17 protein-coding genes and 1 pseudogene are annotated in these 19,119 nt (G+C 43.5%); 4 read left to right on the top strand and 14 right to left on the bottom strand.

Translation table 11 applies throughout. From position 1 onward, the window contains the following. Positions 1–721 (top strand): DUF389 domain-containing protein (locus tag HMPREF2685_RS08155; RefSeq protein WP_070466333.1); only part of this gene is annotated, 721 nt, incomplete at its 5' end. 211 nt (positions 722–932) lie between these two features. Here the strand turns inward: HMPREF2685_RS08155 and thrS are convergent. The 4 genes from thrS to ccpA all read right to left on the bottom strand — a co-directional run bounded on the left by thrS (position 933) and on the right by ccpA (position 6,698). Beyond that, entirely contained in the window at positions 933–2,876 is a 1,944-nt protein-coding gene (gene thrS, locus HMPREF2685_RS08160; RefSeq protein WP_070466335.1) for a threonine--tRNA ligase, read from the bottom strand. A gap of 353 nt (positions 2,877–3,229) precedes the next feature. Next, positions 3,230–4,552 (bottom strand): glycosyltransferase family 4 protein, encoded by a 1,323-nt coding sequence (locus HMPREF2685_RS08165; protein WP_070466337.1) that lies wholly within the window; start codon positions 4,550–4,552, stop codon positions 3,230–3,232. Position 4,553: 1 nt separating this feature from the next. Next, positions 4,554–5,552, bottom strand: coding sequence for an LTA glycolipid anchor biosynthesis glycosyltransferase, IagA/BgsA family (locus HMPREF2685_RS08170; protein WP_003008161.1), 999 nt, complete (start codon positions 5,550–5,552; stop codon positions 4,554–4,556). A gap of 141 nt (positions 5,553–5,693) precedes the next feature. Then, positions 5,694–6,698, bottom strand: coding sequence for a catabolite control protein A (gene ccpA, locus HMPREF2685_RS08175; RefSeq protein WP_049507478.1), 1,005 nt, complete (start codon positions 6,696–6,698; stop codon positions 5,694–5,696). Positions 6,699–6,858: 160 nt separating this feature from the next. Here ccpA and HMPREF2685_RS08180 point away from each other — a divergent pair, with 160 nt between their 5' ends. Next, positions 6,859–7,941 (top strand): M24 family metallopeptidase, encoded by a 1,083-nt coding sequence (locus HMPREF2685_RS08180; protein ID WP_049483716.1) that lies wholly within the window; start codon positions 6,859–6,861, stop codon positions 7,939–7,941. 239 nt (positions 7,942–8,180) lie between these two features. On the opposite strand, the gene HMPREF2685_RS08185 is transcribed toward HMPREF2685_RS08180, so the two are convergent. Continuing rightward, positions 8,181–8,630: an Rrf2 family transcriptional regulator gene (locus HMPREF2685_RS08185; protein WP_045759708.1), complete on the bottom strand. Its 450-nt coding sequence runs from the start codon at positions 8,628–8,630 to the stop codon at positions 8,181–8,183. 111 nt (positions 8,631–8,741) lie between these two features. After that, the gene (locus HMPREF2685_RS08190; RefSeq protein WP_049474334.1) at positions 8,742–9,584 is read right to left on the bottom strand and encodes a metallophosphoesterase family protein; all 843 of its coding nucleotides are present in this window, start codon (positions 9,582–9,584) and stop codon (positions 8,742–8,744) included. Between the two features lie 208 nt (positions 9,585–9,792). Here HMPREF2685_RS08190 and HMPREF2685_RS08195 point away from each other — a divergent pair. After that, positions 9,793–11,140 (top strand): annotated as a pseudogene (locus HMPREF2685_RS08195) (Nramp family divalent metal transporter). A gap of 334 nt (positions 11,141–11,474) precedes the next feature. Continuing rightward, positions 11,475–12,017, top strand: coding sequence for a TetR/AcrR family transcriptional regulator (locus HMPREF2685_RS08200; RefSeq protein WP_003008179.1), 543 nt, complete (start codon positions 11,475–11,477; stop codon positions 12,015–12,017). A gap of 129 nt (positions 12,018–12,146) precedes the next feature. Here the strand turns inward: HMPREF2685_RS08200 and tehB are convergent, their stop codons facing one another. The 8 genes from tehB to mutM all read right to left on the bottom strand — a co-directional run bounded on the left by tehB (position 12,147) and on the right by mutM (position 19,075). Then, positions 12,147–13,007, bottom strand: a complete 861-nt coding sequence (gene tehB, locus HMPREF2685_RS08205) for an SAM-dependent methyltransferase TehB (RefSeq protein WP_045759711.1) — start codon at positions 13,005–13,007, stop codon at positions 12,147–12,149. Between the two features lie 129 nt (positions 13,008–13,136). Further along, positions 13,137–13,604 (bottom strand): SsrA-binding protein SmpB, encoded by a 468-nt coding sequence (smpB, locus tag HMPREF2685_RS08210; protein WP_003005443.1) that lies wholly within the window; start codon positions 13,602–13,604, stop codon positions 13,137–13,139. Continuing rightward, a complete protein-coding gene (gene rnr / locus HMPREF2685_RS08215) occupies positions 13,567–15,927 on the bottom strand; it encodes a ribonuclease R (RefSeq protein WP_070466339.1) in 2,361 nt (786 codons plus the stop codon). Before rnr ends, smpB begins: the two co-directional genes overlap by 38 nt. A gap of 96 nt (positions 15,928–16,023) precedes the next feature. Beyond that, positions 16,024–16,257 carry a preprotein translocase subunit SecG gene (gene secG, locus HMPREF2685_RS08220; protein WP_003008189.1) on the bottom strand — a complete coding sequence of 78 codons (234 nt, stop codon included), beginning with the start codon at positions 16,255–16,257 and terminating at the stop codon, positions 16,024–16,026. Between the two features lie 41 nt (positions 16,258–16,298). Then, complete coding sequence (gene rpmG / locus HMPREF2685_RS10265) at positions 16,299–16,448, bottom strand: 50S ribosomal protein L33 (protein ID WP_003005699.1); 150 nt, start codon at positions 16,446–16,448, stop codon at positions 16,299–16,301. Next, a complete protein-coding gene (locus HMPREF2685_RS08225; RefSeq protein WP_315378157.1) occupies positions 16,438–17,637 on the bottom strand; it encodes a multidrug efflux MFS transporter in 1,200 nt (399 codons plus the stop codon). The genes rpmG and HMPREF2685_RS08225 overlap by 11 nt, the downstream gene beginning before the upstream one ends. A 16-nt stretch (positions 17,638–17,653) precedes the next feature. Next, on the bottom strand, positions 17,654–18,250 hold the full coding sequence (gene coaE / locus HMPREF2685_RS08230) for a dephospho-CoA kinase (protein ID WP_049483741.1): 597 nt from the start codon (positions 18,248–18,250) through the stop codon (positions 17,654–17,656). Beyond that, positions 18,251–19,075 carry a DNA-formamidopyrimidine glycosylase gene (gene mutM, locus HMPREF2685_RS08235; RefSeq protein ID WP_070466343.1) on the bottom strand — a complete coding sequence of 275 codons (825 nt, stop codon included), beginning with the start codon at positions 19,073–19,075 and terminating at the stop codon, positions 18,251–18,253. Between the last annotated feature and the right edge of the window lie 44 nt (positions 19,076–19,119).

Genomic DNA, 19,119 nt, shown 5'->3' on the forward strand with positions numbered 1-19,119 from the left:
TGCACGAACCTCTCCAACCATTTGGGATGTTCTCATTGCTATTGCGGGTGGGATAGCAGGTGTCATTGGTTCAAGAAAAAAAGAAGCAAACAATATCGTGCCAGGAGTAGCTATTGCAACAGCTCTGATGCCACCTATCTGCACTGCAGGCTATGGTTTAGCTAATGGAAATGTACGATTCTTATTTGGAGCTCTCTATCTTTTCTTGATCAACTGTGTCTTTATCATGCTAATCAACATTGTTGGAACAAGAATTTTGATGAGAAAATCTCCCTTAAGTTCATTTAATGAGCTAAACATTAAAATGAAAATTGGGTTGATCTCCTTGATTGTATTATTGGTCCTTCCAGCCAGCTATTCAGCAGTCACTCTGACGATGGATCAAGCGCGAAAAGAAGGGATCAAACAGTTTGTAGGAAAAGAGTTCGTTAATCATACGGTCATTAATCAAGTCTACAAGTCGAGGAATAATGAATTGGTCTTGACGGTTGTTGGAGATCCGATTTCAGAAGAAGAATTAGAAACCATTCGCCAAAAACAAGCCTCTTACGGTATTCAATCTGTTCAATTGAAGGTCAATCAAGTCCATAATTCGACAAAATTAGATAGTGAGACGACCAAGGAATTTTACGAAAACATTGACAAGTATATCGATCAAAAACTCTCTGAAAAAGATTCACAAAACGATCTCGTAAAAGAAAATGAAGCAGACAAGGATTGAGGATAGTCAACTTATCTAACTCATGGAAGCAAATCTTGGGAGGATATCCTATATCCAAAAGTTAATGGATAGAAAGGATTGTTGACGAGGCTACTATTTGTGGTGGTTTGGCCAATCACTACTAGCTCAGGTTAAATAAAATATAAAAAGCAACAACTGAAATAGTTGTTGCTTTTTCTTACTGAAAAATGTTTCCCAGACTGTAATCGTTTTATTTCTCAACACGAGATTTATTTGCAATATCTGCAAGAATCAATTCTACAAATGCATCTACCGGCATGGTTTCTGTTTCTTTTTGACCATAACGGCGAACGTTTACAGCCTGCTCTTCCATTTCCTTGTCCCCAACGATTAATTGGTAAGGAATCTTTTGAGTTTGAGAAGCACGGATCTTGAACTGCATTTTTTCATTGCGTTCATCCACATCAGCTCGAACACCACGGTCACGAAGTTTCTTAGCTACTTTCCAAGCATAGTCTACGTGTTTTTCGTTCGATACTGGGATAAGGGTTACTTGGTGAGGAGCAAGCCATGTTGGGAAGGCACCCTTGTAGTTTTCAATCAAGATCGCTGTGAAGCGTTCCATGGTTGAGATTACCCCACGGTGGATCATGACTGGACGGTGTTCTTCCCCGTCTGCTCCAATGTAATGAAGATCAAAGCGTTCTGGAAGCAAGAAGTCCAGTTGGATAGTTGAAAGAGTTTCTTCTTTACCAAGAGCTGTTTTCACTTGGATATCCAATTTTGGTCCGTAGAAGGCTGCTTCCCCTTCAGCTTCATAGTACTCAACACCCATATCATCAACGGCTGCTTTCAACATGCGTTGAGCATTTTCCCACATTTCATCGTTATCAAAGTATTTGTGTTTGTCTTCAGGATCACGGTAAGACAAGCGGAAACGATAATCTGTCAAGTTAAAGTCTTCATATACATCGATGATCAATTGAAGGATCTTCTTGAATTCTTCCTCGATTTGTTCTGGAGCCACAAAGGTATGACCATCATTCAGAGACATTTCACGCACACGTTGAAGTCCTGTAAGGGCACCAGATTTTTCATAACGGTGCATCATACCGATTTCAGCGATACGGATTGGCAATTCGCGGTAAGAGTGCACATGGTGTTTGTAAACTTCAATGTGGTGAGGACAGTTCATTGGACGAAGAACAAACTCTTCTCCATCCCCCATATCCATTGGTGGGAACATGTCTTCACGGTAGTGATCCCAGTGACCTGAAGTCTTATAAAGTTCTACAGAAGCAATTGGTGGAGTGTAGACGTGTTGGTAGCCTGCTGCGACTTCTTTATCAACGATATAGCGTTCCAACTCACGACGGATCGTCGCACCATTTGGCAACCAGAATGGAAGACCTTGACCAACTTCTTGAGAAATCATGAAGAGGTCAAGCTCTTTACCAAGTTTACGGTGGTCACGTTCCTTAGCTTCTTCACGCATTTGAAGGTAGTTCTTCAAGTCTTTCTTGTCAAACCATGCTGTACCGTAGATCCGTTGCATCATCGCATTGTCGCTATTACCACGCCAGTAAGCACCAGCAACGTTAAGAAGGTGGAAGATTTGGATGCGACCAGTTGATGGAACGTGTGGGCCACGGCAAAGGTCTACATACTCACCTTGACGGTAGATGGTCAAACCACCTTCGTCTTCAGAGTGTTCTTCGATCAATTCCAATTTGTAAGGATCATTTTTGAAGATTTCACGCGCTTCATCCTTGGTCACTTCTTCACGAATAGATGGGAAGTTTTCTTTCACGATTTTCTTCATTTCTTCTTCGATACGAGGAAGGTCTTCGTTAGAGATTTGACCAGCTTGGTTGTCTGTATCGTAGTAGAAACCATCTTCGATCGCTGGACCGACACCCAAGTGGATATCTGGGAAGAGGCGACGAGCTGCTTGGGCAAACAAGTGAGCTGCTGAGTGACGCAAGATTGGAAGAGCGTCTTCGTGATCAGGTGTCACGATTTCAATGCTTCCATCTTCGGTGATGGCACGAGTTGTGTCAATCAATTTGCCGTTGAATTTACCAGCAAGAGCTTTTTTAGCCAAAGAATTGCTGATGGATTGGGCAATTTCAAAAGTTGTAACGCCAGATTCGAATTCACGAACAGCGCCATCAGGGAAAGTAATTTGAATCATGATTTTCTCCTTAAAAAGTTTTTAGTAGCTAAATGGGTGGGAGGTGTCTTTGAACATTGGAATCGGCACTCCTTTTGATGTCTTCATTAAGAAATCAAAAAAGCGACCTCCTCGAAAGGACGTCGCAACGTGGTTCCACCTTCATTTATGTTCCTCAAAAAAGAGGGACACCTCTGATTGGCTCTAACGTAGCCACCGTTTTATGTTTGCATAAAAGAATCACGAGTAGTCCCAAACCTATCCTCTACGCGATTTCCAGCCCCACGCGCTCTCTATCAGATTTCCTAGATTTGATATGTCTCTGTCAGTTATTATAGCACGATTGAAAAATTTTGCAAGAAAAAGTTTCATTTTCAATCAAAGAAATGCGTGATTTTACGGATTTTCTTCACTTGTTTGACCGAAGCCTTCATCATCTTCACAGATCCATTGACCGGAAGAGCAATCACCTTGGTCGGGATTTTCACAATGGTCTTAGACATCCGCTTAACCCGACTTTGCTCAGGATTCAAATCATTTGAAAAGTCTTTAGAGATGATTTTATCCAAGTAAAATTCGTAGACCCGACGGCCAAAGGTTGCTGCAGAAATATCATCAATCTTTTCTGCCCACTTGGTCTCATCGATTGCGGGCATCTCCTCAATCGCTTCAAGAATCGCTTGGGCCAGATCACTCTCTTCATAAAAGAGCTTTCCAAACATAGGGTCATCAATCACATGATCGAGATAAGGATTGCCATGAGCGATGATCGGGGTACCACTCGCAATACTCTCTAAATAAGTCAACCCTTGCGTCTCACTCGTTGAAGCTGAAATAAAGAAGTCAGCCGCCTTATAGTAAAGAGCTGTCTCATTTGGTGGGATCATCCCTGTAAAGACAACCGCATCTGAAATCCCCAGTTTCGCCGCTTGTTTTTTCAAATCATCCAAATAAGGACCATCTCCAGCGACGATCAACTTAACTTTTGGATTGACCTTGAGGACATCAGGAAGGGCCGCAATAACAGCCTGAATATTCTTTTCATAAGAAACCCGCGACAGACTCAATAAAAGCGTTTCATCTTCTGCGACTTCATATTTTTCACGAAGAGCTGCTGTCTCTGTCGGAGTGATTTCCGGTCGGTCAAACTTGGCCAAATCAATCCCTGTCGGAATAATGCGTTTTTCTGCCTTGACCTTGTACTTTTGGAGCAAGTCATAGACGATCTCGCTTGGGCAGATGACGCCGTCCAGATCATTCATATAACTTCTCACAATGTATTTGACCATACTTGGGCGAATGACCATGCCTCTGGCAATATAGCGGACATAGTCCTCATACTGGGTATGGTAGGTATGAATGACTGGAATCCGCAACTCGCGTCCAATCCACACTCCCAAAAGGCCCAGTGAAAACTCAGTCTGGGTATGGATAATATCCAGCTGGTATTGCTTGGCAATGGCAAGCGCCTTTGAGAAGCCACGATAAGCAACGCGGCGGTCCTTAAAGGCGAAGAAAGGCACACTTGGAATCCGAATGATCTGCCAATCTTCATAGCGGTTGACATCTTTATCCGTTGTCGTAAAGATAAAGACCGTGTGACCCAATTTTTCTAATTCTGTTTTGAGCGTCCGAATACTGGTCGCCACTCCCGAAACTTGCGGGAAATAGGTATCTGTAAATAACCCTACACGCATCTTACATCTCCAAAACTGTTTGATAGGCTTCGACCAATTGATAAGCCACTAAGTCGATCGAACGACTTTCAGCAACCTTGTAGCCTGCCTCCCGCTTGTCTACTTGACCGTTCAAGACCTTGTTCAAGGAATCCACAAATTCGTCTACATTATGGCACAATTCAGAAGACGTCTCGTCGATCCAGCCATTGTATACTGGAATATCCCGCAAGACCGTGTGCTGATGACTGGCCAAGGCTTCCAAAACAACGATTCCTTCTGTTTCTTCATAAGATGGGAAGAAGAAAGCATCTGAACCCGTCATGGCCCCTTGGAAGACCGCTCCCTTGAAGTAGCCAGGGAATTCCACATTACTCGGATGATCCTTTTCCACGATGCGACGAATCTTACGCGGAATGATCCATTTGTTGATAGAACCTAGCCAAATAAAGCGCACATCCGGCATGCGACGGGCCACTTCTACGAAATCTTCAATCCCTTTGCGTTTAAAATAAAGTCCTGCACAGATGACAACCTTTTGGCCTTCTTGGATATTAAAATGCTTGCGAAAGACTTCTTCTTTTTTCGGATCCTTCTTGTATTTTTCCAAATCAATCCCATTGGAGACCGCGATAATCGGTGTAGTCACCCCATAAGACTGAATCAGGTGTTTGGAATACTCAGATGGCGTGATCACATAGTCTGCCTTTTGGTACATGTGAGCTAAATACTTCCCAAACAAGGGCGCAAAAAAGTTAGACCCGATAAATGAATTTTCAAAATCCTCACGGGTTGAATGGCCATGCATGATGACTTTCTTTCCACGACGCTTTGCTGCATGGAGCAAAAGGAAACTCCGTGGGCCATAGGTATTGATATGCACCACATCATAATCCCCTAAAATATCTGTCGTATACGGAATCCCAGCCAAATCAAGCGCATGCATTTGGTGCTGCAAGGCTCGACCAATTCCTGATTTTTGTAATACGGATTTTCCTTCTAAATACAGTAAAACTTTCATACCTTCTATTATACCGAAATAAAGAGTGCCCAGCAAGTCTCTACCTGTTTCTAGTATAAAAAAGAGGCTAGAACAGTTTTGTTCTAACCTCTCAGACTAGTAAACACGTCTTCCCAAGTCGAGACTCTAGTCTACTAATCCTTATTTTTTCGTCGTTCCACGTTGGTTGATCGTATGAGACAACAACACTTCGCGTTCTTCCAACTCTTCTTTGTGCATGATCTTGGTCAACATACGCATACTAATCGCACCAAGGTCATACAAGGGTTGGCCAATCGTTGATAGATTTGGACGCGTGTAACGTGTTACTTGTGAATCATCACTAGTAATGATTTCAAAGTCTTCTGGTACTTTGATACCGTGATCAGACAAGCCATTCAAGAGACCTGCAGCCAATTCATCACCTGTCACAAAAGCAGCTGTTGCTTTTGACGCAATGATGCGTTCTGCCAAGTTGTAACCTTCATCATAACGGTATTTCGATTCAAAGACAAGCCCTTCGCTATAGCTCAATTTTTTCGCTTTCAAAGCTTCCTTATAGCCTGACAAACGAATTTTTCCATTGATATCATCCACCAATGGGCCACTTACAAAAGCAATTTTCTTGTTGTGTTTTGCCAATTGTGCAACAGCATCCACTGTTGCTTGCTTGTAGTCGATATTGACACTTGGTAATTGGTGCTCAACATCCACAGTTCCAGCAAGGACCACTGGTGTACGTGAGCGTGAAAACTCTGAACGAATCTTTTCTGTCAAATGATAGCCCATGAAAATGATCCCATCTACTTGTTTAGAAAAGAGGTTGTTCACAACTGAAACTTCTTTGTCATCGTCTTCATCACTATTTGCAAGGACGATGTTGTACTTGTACATTTCCGCAATGTCATCGATCCCCTTAGCCAATGTAGAGAAATAGCTATTCGTGATGTTTGGAATCACAACACCGACTGTTGTGGTTTTCTTGCTAGCAAGACCACGCGCAACAGCATTTGGACGGTAATCCAAGCGTTCGATCACTTCCAAAACTTTTTTACGTGTATTTTCTTTAACGTTCTTATTTCCATTCACTACACGACTAACGGTTGCCATTGAAACCCCTGCTTCACGGGCGACATCATAAATCGTTACTGTATCGTCTGTATTCATAAGATTTCCTTTCATTATTGAAAATTTCGTTTTCACTCTCTAATTAATCCTATTTTATCATGGATTGTAAACACTTTCAAGTATTTTGGTAAAATTTTGTAAACTCTTGCTTTTTTGGGGAAAATTTGACAAAATAGATCCATAGAAAGAAGGTAGCATTATGTCTAAATTAGATCAAATCGTCGAATTTCTTGAAACTGAAAAAACAGACGTCGCTGTTGTATCTGATCCTGTCACGATCAATTACCTGACTGGATTTTACAGTGATCCCCACGAACGCCAACTCTTCTTGTTCGTCTATACAGACCACGAACCCCTTCTCTTCGTTCCTGCACTTGAAGTGGAACGGGCGACTGCAGTTGTCGATTTCCAAGTAGTTGGCTATGTAGATTCTGAAAACCCTTGGGAAAAGATTAAAGGGGCTATCGCTAAACCAGATGCCAAAACTGTTGCACTTGAATATGATAACTTGATTCTGACCAAGTACAATGGATTGCGCACTGTCTTTGAAAAAGCGGAATTTACTAACTTAACACCACGGATTAACCGCATGCGCTTGATCAAATCTGCTGATGAGATCCAAAAGATGTTGGTGGCCGGTCAATACGCAGATAAGGCTGTCAATATGGGTTTTGACGCCATCTCACTGGATAAAACGGAAACTGATATCGTGGCAGAAATCGACTTTGGCATCAAACGCTTGGGCTATGAAATGAGCTTTGAAACTATGGTCTTGACGGGGAATAATGCAGCTAACCCACACGGAATTCCTGGAAGCAATAAAGTCGAAAACAATGCTCTCTTGCTCTTTGACCTTGGCTGTATGGTCAATGGTTATGCATCAGATATGACCCGTACCGTCGCGGTTGGAAAACCGGATGATTTCAAAAAAGAAATCTACCACTTGACGTTAGAAGCTCAACAAGCAGCCATCGATATGATCAAACCTGGTGTAACCGCACATGACGTTGACCGTGCTGCACGGAGCGTCATCGAAAAAGCTGGCTATGGTGAATACTTCAACCACCGCCTTGGACACGGTATCGGTATGGATGTGCATGAATTCCCTTCTATTATGGAAGGAAATGACCTGGTGCTTGAAGAAGGCATGTGCTTCTCAGTCGAACCTGGGATCTATATCCCAGGTAAAGTCGGAGTCCGTATCGAAGACTGCGGCTATGTCACAAAAGACGGCTTTGGACTCTTTACAGAAACCAGCAAAGACTTGCTTTACTTTGACTAATCCTTTTGTAGATCCAAGTCGCAGCAAACAGAATGTTTCGTCAATAAATATAAAAAATGAGGCTGGGACAAAAGTCCTAGCCTCTTAATTGTTTTTGGATTGTCGAACAAGACGCAGTGGTTGAGTAGTCTCTACTACGCTGATTTCATCAGCTTTTACAGTCTACTCAACTGTTCGGAGGTGGGACGACGAAATCGAATTCTAACGAATTACCGATTTCTGTCCCACTCTCTCTTTTCTTATGAAACCGATTCGAGGTCCATTCTTTTCTGCGCGTCTTCTACGACTTCTTTTAGGCTGGTTTGAGCCATCTCTTTTTCCATAGCAGTCTGAATGTCTTCGAGCTTCCCATCTAAGACATGATGGATATTGTGACCTATTGGGCAATTTGGATTGGGGTTTTCATGGAAACCAAATAATTGGCCTGTCGAACCTAAGCATTCGACCGCTTGATAGATATCCAGCAGACTGATCTCATCGGCTGCTTTAGCGAGTTCAGCTCCTCCTGTCCCACGCGCTACATGGATCAATCCCGCTTTCTTTAACTGAGACAAGGTCTTTCGAATAATGACCGGGTTCACCCCAACACTCTCAGCAATCATATCACTGGTCACCTTGGTACAGTCCCCTTTTAGGGCAATCATCACTAGTACATGGGTTCCAATGGTAAACCGACTCGAAATTTGCATGTCTTTTCTCCTTTCTGCCTGTTCTAAAAGTGACATCCATTGGACGATTGTCAACAGACGACTCTTACTACCCTTATTATACTAGTTTTTGTTGTAATGTCAACAGTTACACTATTGAAAAAAGTCCTCTAACCAAGCATCGATTTCTCGATCATGACCTTCTCTCTGCTCAATCTCATGAAGTAGCTCATGATCGTGGGTATGATGAATGCCATTGACCAAACTTTCATAATACACTTGATAATAAGGAAGATGGAGGTCTTTAGCAAGTTGGAGTTCTTTTTGCACATCATAATCCACCCGTCTAAAATCGATATCTTTTAGCCCCATTTGATCAAATTCAAGAATGGCATACATGGCCCGAAGATCCTTGCGAAGATTCTTTTCCAAAAAGAAAGGTTGACCGATCGACCCAGGATTGATGATCAGTTCTCCTCCTGTCCCGTAGCGAAAAAACTGCTGGTGAATGTGTCCGTAGACTGCAATATCACAAGACGGATTTGTCACCAAGCGATCAAAATCCTTCTGCTCACCAATGTGGATCAATTCCCGACCCCAATTCTTATCGGGTAAGTGGTGGGTAATGCCGATCTTTAAACCGGCGATTTCTCTATGGACCTGCATGGGCATTTCCTGCATGGCTTCAATTTCCTGAGGCGTGATTTCTTCAAGAATATATTGACACTGGCGCATAAGGTAGCGATGGCTTGATCTAGTCTCATCCAACATCCCCCTCATGGCGCGCCAAAGACTATCTTCCCAGTTTCCAAGGACTTTCACCGTAATAGGAAGCTCCTCTAACAGCTCCAAAAGGGCGCGTCTGCCTGTTCCAGGCATCAAACTATCACCCAAGAGCCAATATTCATCCACCTTGGCTTTTCGACTATCCTCAAGGACAGCTTCCAAAGCTGTCGTATTTCCATGAATATCTGAAAGTAAAGCAATTTTAGTCATGATCTTCTCCTTCTCTCCATTATAACAAAGCCTCAAAAATCTTTCAGCCTGAAACAACTATTTATAGGAAGTTCCTTTTTTTCTATTTATTTGATTTTCAAATGATTTTTCACTAAAAAGGGCAAGAAACCTCTCATTATCATGAACTATTATATATTTTATGCTATAATGGAGACAAATTGATTTATTCTTAGAAAGAAGGCTCATCATGAGTTTACAACAGTTTGAAAGGAAATCACTTCAAGAAATCAACCAATCTATTGACGTACCAAAAGGCATCCCTTTTTGGAAGACCCTCCTGCTCTTTTCAGGACCAGGAAGTCTAGTAGCTGTCGGCTATATGGATCCGGGAAACTGGATTACTAGTGTCGTCGGAGGGGCCCAATACCGTTACCTACTCTTATCAGTGGTTCTTCTCTCCTCTTTAATCGCCATGCAGTTGCAACAAATGGCTGGTAAACTAGGAATTGTCCATCGTAAGGACCTGGCCCAAACAACCGCCCATCACTTGCCAAAATGGCTTCGCTATACCCTTTGGATTGTGATCGAGCTTGCCCTGATGGCGACAGATTTAGCAGAAGTCATCGGATCAGGGATTGCCCTCCACCTTCTTTTTGGCTGGCCCTTGCTTTTTTTCCATTCTGATCACCATCTTTGATGTCTTCCTCTTATTGGGGCTCATGCATCTAGGATTTCGAAAGATCGAGGCCATCGTTTCAACCTTGATCCTCACGATCCTTGCAATTTTCGGCTATCTGGTTTTCCTATCGAAACCAGATATCGGGGGAATCTTTGCTGGATTCCTGCCTCAAAAAGAAGTACTGGGAATTGGTCTTCCAAAAGGAAATGAAGCCTTGACCTTGGCACTTGGAATCATCGGGGCAACCGTAATGCCCCACAACCTCTACCTCCACTCTTCCATTTCACAAACGCGAAAGGTGGACTACAAAGATTCAGCAGATATCAAACGGGCAGTGCGCTTTATGACCTGGGATTCAAATATTGAATTGAGCTTGGCCTTCGTCGTCAACTCCCTCCTCTTGATTCTTGGAGCGGCCCTCTTCTTTGGTCACGGAGATAAGATCGGTGCTTTTTCTAGCATGTATAATGCCCTCAAAGATAATCATATTGCCGGTGCTATCGCTAGTCCCTTCTTGTCTACCCTCTTTGCCATCGCTTTGTTAGCCAGTGGTCAAAATTCAACCATTACTGGGACCCTAACCGGTCAAATCGTTATGGAAGGTTTCTTGAGATTCCGCCTGCCACAATGGGTCGTTCGTCTCATGACTCGGATCATTGCCCTTCTTCCTGTCATCATCGTTGCGATCTTATTTGGAGATCAGGAACATGTCCTCGACGACCTTCTAGTCTACTCTCAAGTCTTCCTATCAGCGGCTCTTCCATTCTCCATCTTCCCTCTGGTTTATTTCACCTCCAACAAGGAAATCATGGGAGAACATGTCAATGCGAAATGGAATACTTTCTTAGGTTATCTCGTTGCGATTGTCTTAACTATCTTAAATTTCAATCTGATCGTGACAACTTTTATCAAATAAAGAAACCAGCACTTAAACGGTGCTGGTTTCTTTATTCGTCCCTTCATCTTGTTCCTCCTTTTCCTAAAAATTTCCTGACCATTTTTTTAGGAGGGAATTATTTTAAATCACTAATTGTTGTGAGGTTTTCACAAAATCTTGCCAGTGCCCGTCATTCATAAACTTATAAAATTTTTGTACACTTTCCGTTATCTGTACAAAAATGAGAATTGTTGTCTAATTTATTCTTTTGGAGTATAATGCTCTTTGTTAGTGTCGTGAAATTATTTAACATATAAATTATTTTAACGTCAAATAAATAAGAATAAATTTATACAACTACAGAAAGGAACATATGGTACGCCAAAGACAAACAACAACCAAGTCAGACTTACGAAATGCGCTCTCAAAACTCCTCTTGCAACAACCTTTTGAAAGCATCACTATTCGACAATTAACTGAAACCGCTGGGATTAACCGCGGGACCTTCTACTTGCACTATGTCGATAAATACGACATGTTTGAGCAAATGAAAATGGACATGATGCAAGAATTGGATAGCCTCTTCGTTGAAGGAAGCCCTGTCAAGGTAAACTTTCTCAATGTCTTGACTGCTATTAAAGAGAATTATGATTTTATTTATGCCTTGTCCCAATCCTGCTGCTCGGACTTCCGTAAACTAATAAGAAGTTTTACCCTCCATGCATTAGACGATACTCCCCATGCGAAAGAACACATCATTTCAGACTTTCAAGTTCCATACAAGTATGGTCTAGAAATTTTCATCGCTACAATCGAATCTGTGATTGTGACCTGGTTAGAATCTGGTGCCAAGGAAGAGCCAATCGAAATCGGGACGATCATTCTTAGCGTCTGCGACTTTGCTAACTGGAACTAAATTCCCCAACCTTTTCCTACCTTTATGGAGAAGGTTTTTTCTTTTTGGCAAATGAACAACATATAGATCACCTTGTTCAACTTGTTTGTAGAAAGCAAAAAAGCAGGATGCTAGGATCCTGCTTTTTCTCTATTTTTTCTTTGCCAACATGGTTGCAAATCGAAGTTGAATCCGATGGCCATTCTCATCTCGACGATGGAGATGGCCAGGATTTTCATTGTATTTGACCAATTCCCAATCCTTGTAATACTCCGCCAATTCTCCTTCTTTAAAGGTGAACGAGAAGGGCATCTGGCAAGGATAATCTTCCGTATCCATAGCACAGACAATGAGATTGTAACCACCTGGATTGGTATGCTCTTGCATATTGCGGATAATCGCTGGAATCCGATCAGCCTCTAAAAACATGAGGACCACAGTCGATATGATGAAGTCATAGTTTTGGGTAAGAGCTGCAGCATTGATATCATAGAGTCCCACTGGCATCTCTAGATCTTCCTCAGCGACAATACTTTGTAAGATCTCAAGAGCCAGTTCATTTTGATCCACTGCTGTCACGTCAAAGCCATGTTGGGCCAAAAAGAGGGCGTTGCGGCCTTGCCCGCATCCTAGATCCAGCGCCTTTCCAGCTGGGACAATTCCCACTGCTTCTAGCACTTCTGAATGGACAGGATTGGTGTTGTATTTTTTGGGGAAATAGTCTTTTGGCTCACAGTAAAATTCTAGGTACCACTCCACATCGTCAGTCGCCGCTTCGACACGATGCCAGGCCTGGGGCTCGGCCATGGGGTTCTCTGCTCCTGCTTCAAAGAGGTGGCTCGCAATTTCTTCCCCCTCTTCGGTCAATTCAATAAATCGTAACTGACCTTTTAGAACCGTAATCTTCCCCCAGGTTCCTACCTTGGTATTGTGCTTTCTTTGAAGAGCTTCTGGCATGGTATCCTTGGTCCAGATAGGCATGCGCTTGTAAGCAATCAATTTTTGTGTCATGCTGCTTCTCCTTTTTCTTTCTGTACCCTTATCATACAGAAAAAAATTCCTTTTTACAAGTTGGAAAAAGAGGCCCCTCTCCGAGAAAAAAGGCAGTTCTGAAACTTGTTTCAGAACTGCCTTTTTAGTTTAACGTGTATTGTATTGTTTCATGACCCGTGCGATGTCCCGGTTTTGTTCCCGACGCTTGATGGATTCACGCTTGTCATAATCATGTTTCCCTTTAGCGAGTCCCAAAAGCAATTTGGCATAGCCGTCCTTGAGATAGACCTTCAAAGGCACCAAGGTCATTCCGGTCCCTTTGGTGTCTTGGTCCAGCTTTTGGATTTGCTTTTTATGAAGAAGGAGCTTGCGACGACGGTCTGGATCTTGGTTCCAGATATTGCCTTCCTCATAAGGGGCAATGTGGACATTGCTAAGCCAAACTTCGCCATTTTTTACTTGTGCAAAGCCATCTTTCAAGTTAATGCGTGCCGCACGGACACTTTTGATCTCTGTCCCCGTCAGCACCATCCCTGCTTCAATCGTATCCACGATGGTGTAGTCATGTCTCGCCTTTTTATTTTGCGCGACTACCTTTCCTTCGCCCTTTGCCATGTTTGGCTCCTTTCTTTGCTACTTCCTTGTAAAATGGTTTCTTCCCTTTTTTCTTTTTGGATTTAGAGGAAGAATCTTTCCGCTTGTCATCTTTTCTAGCGGTTGATCCCTTAGAAACTTTTTTGTCCTTGCGTCTGCGATCTCTACGATTGCCATCTCGGTCACGTCCTTTAGACTTGAGACCTTTTTCGACGACATCCCATTCACTTGGAATATAAGAGAAATCAATCTCTCCTGTCATCTTGTCGGCTCTTTCTACCTTGATCCGGATTTGCTGACCGACACGGAAGGTCACTCCTGATTTTTCTCCGCGAAGGGTTAGATCCCGTTCATTAAAATAGTAGAATTCAGGGAGATTGGTAATATGGATCAAGCCTTCAACCGTATTTGGCAACTCCACAAAGAGGCCAAATTTTACCACACTGGAAACCACGGCATCATACTCTTCCCCAACAAAGTCTTCCATGTATTCAGCCTTCTTCATGGCTTCTACTTCGCGCTCCGCATCAATAGCTCGGCGTTCCCGACTAGAGGATTGGCTGGCAATGTCTGGAAGGACTTGTTCAAAGTGTTCAGCCATTTCTTGGGATTTCCCGTATTCGCGCACCATTCGATGAACCATCAGGTCCGGATACCGACGGATGGGACTGGTAAAGTGGGTATAATACTCAGCAGCAAGCCCATAGTGGCCATGGTTGTGTTCTGAGTAGCGAGCCTGTTGCATCGAGCGCAACAACATCATTGAAAGGACATCTGCATACGGTTCTCCTTCTACCTTGCGCATAATTTCTTGCAGGGCTTCTTGGCTCATCTCACTAGCCGTTCCGTAGATCTGGATCCCAAAGCTAGAAGCATAATCGATAAATTTCTGTACTTTTTCTGCTTTTGGATCTTCGTGGATCCGGTAGATGAACGGCAGTTTCAGTCGCGTAAAGTGCTCCGCCACTGTTTCATTGGCAATCAGCATAAAGGACTCGATCATCCGCTCGGCAATTCCTCTTTGGCGAAGGACAATATCGACCGGTTTTCCTTCTTTATTGACCAGAATTTTAGCTTCATTGGTATCAAAATTGAGGGCTCCGCGACGAATCCGCATGCTCTCTAAAATACCATGCAAGGTGGCCATTTGATGAATACTTGGGACAATTTTCTTAAAGGTTTGAGCCTTTTCTTCGTCGCCTGCTAAGATATCATTGACGTCGCTATAGGTCATTCGGAAGGTTGTATTGATCACTGTTTGGGTAATGGTATGCTTGACGACCTTGCCATGTGGATCAATCTCCATGATGGCAGACTGGGTCAGGCGGTCCACATTCGGATTCAAAGAACAGATCCCATTGGAGAGACGCTCTGGCAACATGGGTACAACTCGGTCGGTCACATAGACAGAAGTCGCCCGATTTAGAGCTTCCTTGTCGAGTGCTGAACCTTCCTTAACGTAATAAGAAACATCTGCGATGTGAACACCCAGCTCAAAGTTGCCGTTCTTGAGTAGCTTGATATGGACCGCATCGTCCAAGTCTTTGGCATCTGCCCCATCGATGGTAAAGGTGATCTCATCTCGCAGATCCAAGCGTCCCTCTAAATCCTTAGCAGACGGTGCATCTGGAACCTGCTCAGCCTCTTTCAGCACTTCTTCTGGAAATTCTGAGACAATGTCCATGGATTCTAACACTTCCAAGACATCGATTCCTGGATCTGTTACATGACCGACCACATCCCGCACAGTCGCCACAAAATAATTGTGCTTGCGGCTCGGGTATTGATCAATTTCGACCTTGAGGATTTCGGTCCCTTCCAATTGGATGGCTGGCTTCTTCACATAGATCAGCTGGCTGATCTTTTGATTTTTCGAACGAATGTAGCCGGCATATTTAGGCTTTTCCTCATCCAGAACGATTTGTCCAACTACCGTTTTAATGCTATGCTCCAAGACATCAATAATCTTAGCTTCTGCTGCCGTTCCCTTGTTTCGGTCTGCTACCTTGGTAATGACGATCTCAACGGTATCACCATCGATGGCGTGGTTGACATCATTTCGGCCAACAAAAAGGTCCTCTTCTTCGCCCTCTAAACTGACAAAACCAAAGCCATTCTTATGGGCATGAAAGACCCCCTTGAGGGTAATGGCTGGAACCTTCTTTTGAGCCAAACGAAGAGAGCCATCATCTTCGAATTTCAACTCATGACGGCGTTCCATCAGAGAGATGGTTTTGACCAAGTCACGGAAATCCTTAGACCCTTCTTTTCCTAGAGCTGCTGCCAGATCATTGATCTGGGCCTTGTCATGCTCTTGTAAATATTCTTTAATACTTGTTTTCATTGATTTATTTGCTGGTTATCCAGCCTCCTTTTTTCTATCTACTTGTGTCTTTGTTTTGCAAAATAAAAATAGGCAAAGACATTGTCTGAGCCTATCTTATCTACTAGAAAGTACCATTAAGATCATCGCGATCAATAACCAAAAGAAGATCATAATAGCTGTTAAACGCTGCATCACGGCTTCAAACCCGCGCGCTTTTGAACGTTCAAACAAGTCATTTGAGCTTGCGTCAAAGACGTTGCTCGATTGGTTTTTTGTTGGTTGCATAAAAATTGCGATAATAATCAATACTGATAATACTAGTAAAATAGTTGTTAATGCTCCGCTCATATTCAAAACTCCTTAAAATCCTCACTATTATACCATGAAAATCATTTTGATTCAATATGTAAGGTTACTTTTCTTTCCTTAGGACAATACTTCAAGACCTCGATCTTTTCAGGATGGGTTTTTGTATTTTTACTGGTCAAATAATTCTGACTCCCACAGCTTGTGCAGGTCAATTGAACTTTAATTCGCACGTACGTCTCTCACTTTCAAATACTTTCTAAATAAGAATAAGAGGAAAATCAAATCGGTAAAGGCCAAGAGGGCTGTGCCGTAAAAAACCCAATGATAGCCAAAATGCATGAAAATACTCGATCCCATCATGGGCCCTAACACGCCACCCAAGTAGTAAAAGAGCTGGTTGTAGCTAAAGATCCGAGAGATCCCTTCAGGAGGGGTTAAGCGATTTAACAAAGCAGAAACTCCTGGTAAAAGGGCACCAGTCCCAATCCCAAAAAGGAAGCGTAAGATTCCTAATTGCAGAGGCGTTTGCGCTTGGGCACAGAGAATATAAAGGCAACCACTATAAAGAAGGGCGATTAATAAAAGCCGGTGATTCCCGATTCGGTCTCCGAGTTTTCCCATCCAACCTGAAAAGAGCATACTAGAGACTCCCATAGCCGAAACAATCATCCCCGATACAAAGATCAGGTTATCTCTTTGTCCCAAAGCTCTCACATAAAGAGGCAGGATCGGAGAAATAGATTGGGCGATCATTTGGATGGTCATGCTGGTCAAAAAGAGGCCCAAGAGAATATCTTTTTGCTGAATGGACTTGAGCAACTCCCAACTGGATTTTTGTTCTTCTTTTGGAAGGGGCTCATAGTCTTCCTCAATGCCCCAGAAGGTTAAGAGGGAAACCAAAAATAAGAAGAAGCCGACCAAGAGAAAGACATTGCGCATGCCTAGATTTTCAGCAATGAGTCCCCCAATCAAAGGGCCCATCAAGGTTCCAGCCACGACACCGGTCGACAAGGTCCCTAGGGCATAGCCGGATTGGTCCTTGGGAACTTGACTGGCAATCAGGGCTGTACTATTGGGAACAAAGCCTGAAAAGACCCCATTGAGCAAGCGCAGGACCAAAAGCCAAAAGACGGATGGCACAAAGGCGATCCCTCCCATGGTCAGCGTCATGGCAATGGAAGCTCTCAACATCATGGGTTTTCGACCATAACGGTCAGCCAGGCTCCCCCAGATGGGAGACATGATCGCAGAGGTCACAGAAGAACTCGCAACGGCTATGCCAGCATAAAAGGGAACAGCCTTGCCCGTAACACCCAACTCTTCCACAAAGAGGGCCATAAAAGGAACGACTAAAGAAAGGCTAGCTCCGATGAAAAAGCACCCGATCCAAGCAATATATAGATTTTTACGCCAATTGATTTCTCTTGTGATAAAATCATCTTCTTTCTAATTGTTTTAGGGCTGCATCTAATTGGACATAGAGGGCAGCAAGATCGCCATTATTGTCTAAGACCAGATCTGCATGGGCTCTTTTTTCATCTAGCGGCATTTGAGACGCGATGCGTTCTTGGGCCTGCAGTTCTGATAAGTGGTTGCGTTCCATCAGGCGCTTGAGCTGGGTTTCTTTTGATACAGCTACCAACCAGACAGATTCAAACCACTCGTCATAGTGCTGCTCGATTAAGAGAGGAATATCCATAAAAAAGAGATCGGATTGTGCAGCTTGTCTGTCTCTTACCTCAGCTAGAGCCTCACGAATAAGCCTTCCTTGGACGCGATTGGACCAGTCTCTTTCACTAGGGGCTGAAAAGATCCGCTGACCCAAAGCGACGCGATCCAACTCTCCTTCTTTGGTAAGGATCTCTCTACCAAAATGATCCACTAGGACACGGTAGAGGGCTCCTCCTGGTGCCTGCAAACCATGAACCACTTGATCAGCATCAATGACAGGATACCCTTTTTCTCTCAGATAGGAGGTCACAGTGGACTTTCCTGAAGCAATCCCTCCTGTTAATCCGATGATTCTTGCCATCTAGTTCTCCTTTTGACAGTGCGGGCAAAAATGGGTTCCGCGTCCCCCCAGCTGGATTTTCTCGATCGGTGTCCCGCAGTGCAAACAAGGCTGGCCTGTTTTCCCATAGACCTGGTGCTCTTCCTGCATGGTACCATCCTCTCCGAAGGCATTGCTATAGGAGCGAATAGTGGAGCCACCCTTTTCAACAGCCTGAGCAAGCACAGCAATCGTTTCTTTGCGGATTGCTTTGGCTTCTCTAGTAGTCAATCTTTGACCCAAACGGGCTGGATGAATCTTGGCTCGATAAAGGACCTCATCCACATAGATATTGCCCAGACCAGCCACTAATTTTTGGTCTAAAAGAGCTGATTTAATGGGTTTCTTTGATTTTTTAAGAGCTGCTTGGAAGGCTGGTCCTTTAAAATCCGCTTCCGTCGGCTCTGGACCAATTTTTTTCGCCAAAAAATAGCTGTCGACAAGCTCAGGTATGAGGACTTCCATGGTCCCAAACTTGCGGACATCTTCATAGACCAGGGTGCTACCATCTGTAAAATGAAAGAAGACATGGGCATGCTTGCGAAGAGGAATCTCGTCTGGATAAAAGAAATACTTGCCTTCCATCCGCAAATGCGAGATGAGGACCAGATCCGTCAGATAAAATAAAAGGTATTTCCCACGGCGCCCCATGGCCAGAATTTCTTGGCCTGGGAGATCTTGACGAAAAGCATCCAGATCCGTCTGAATCATCTTAGGATACTTTACTTCCACGGACTGGATGGTTTTTCCAAGAATTAATTTCTCAAGACCTCGTCGAACGGTCTCTACTTCTGGTAATTCAGGCATAGAACTCCTTTCAAAAACAAGAAGCAGGCCTTCTGCCCACCTCT

The organism is Streptococcus sp. HMSC074F05 (assembly GCF_001808725.1).
Classification (GTDB): Bacteria; Bacillota; Bacilli; order Lactobacillales; family Streptococcaceae; genus Streptococcus; species Streptococcus parasanguinis_I.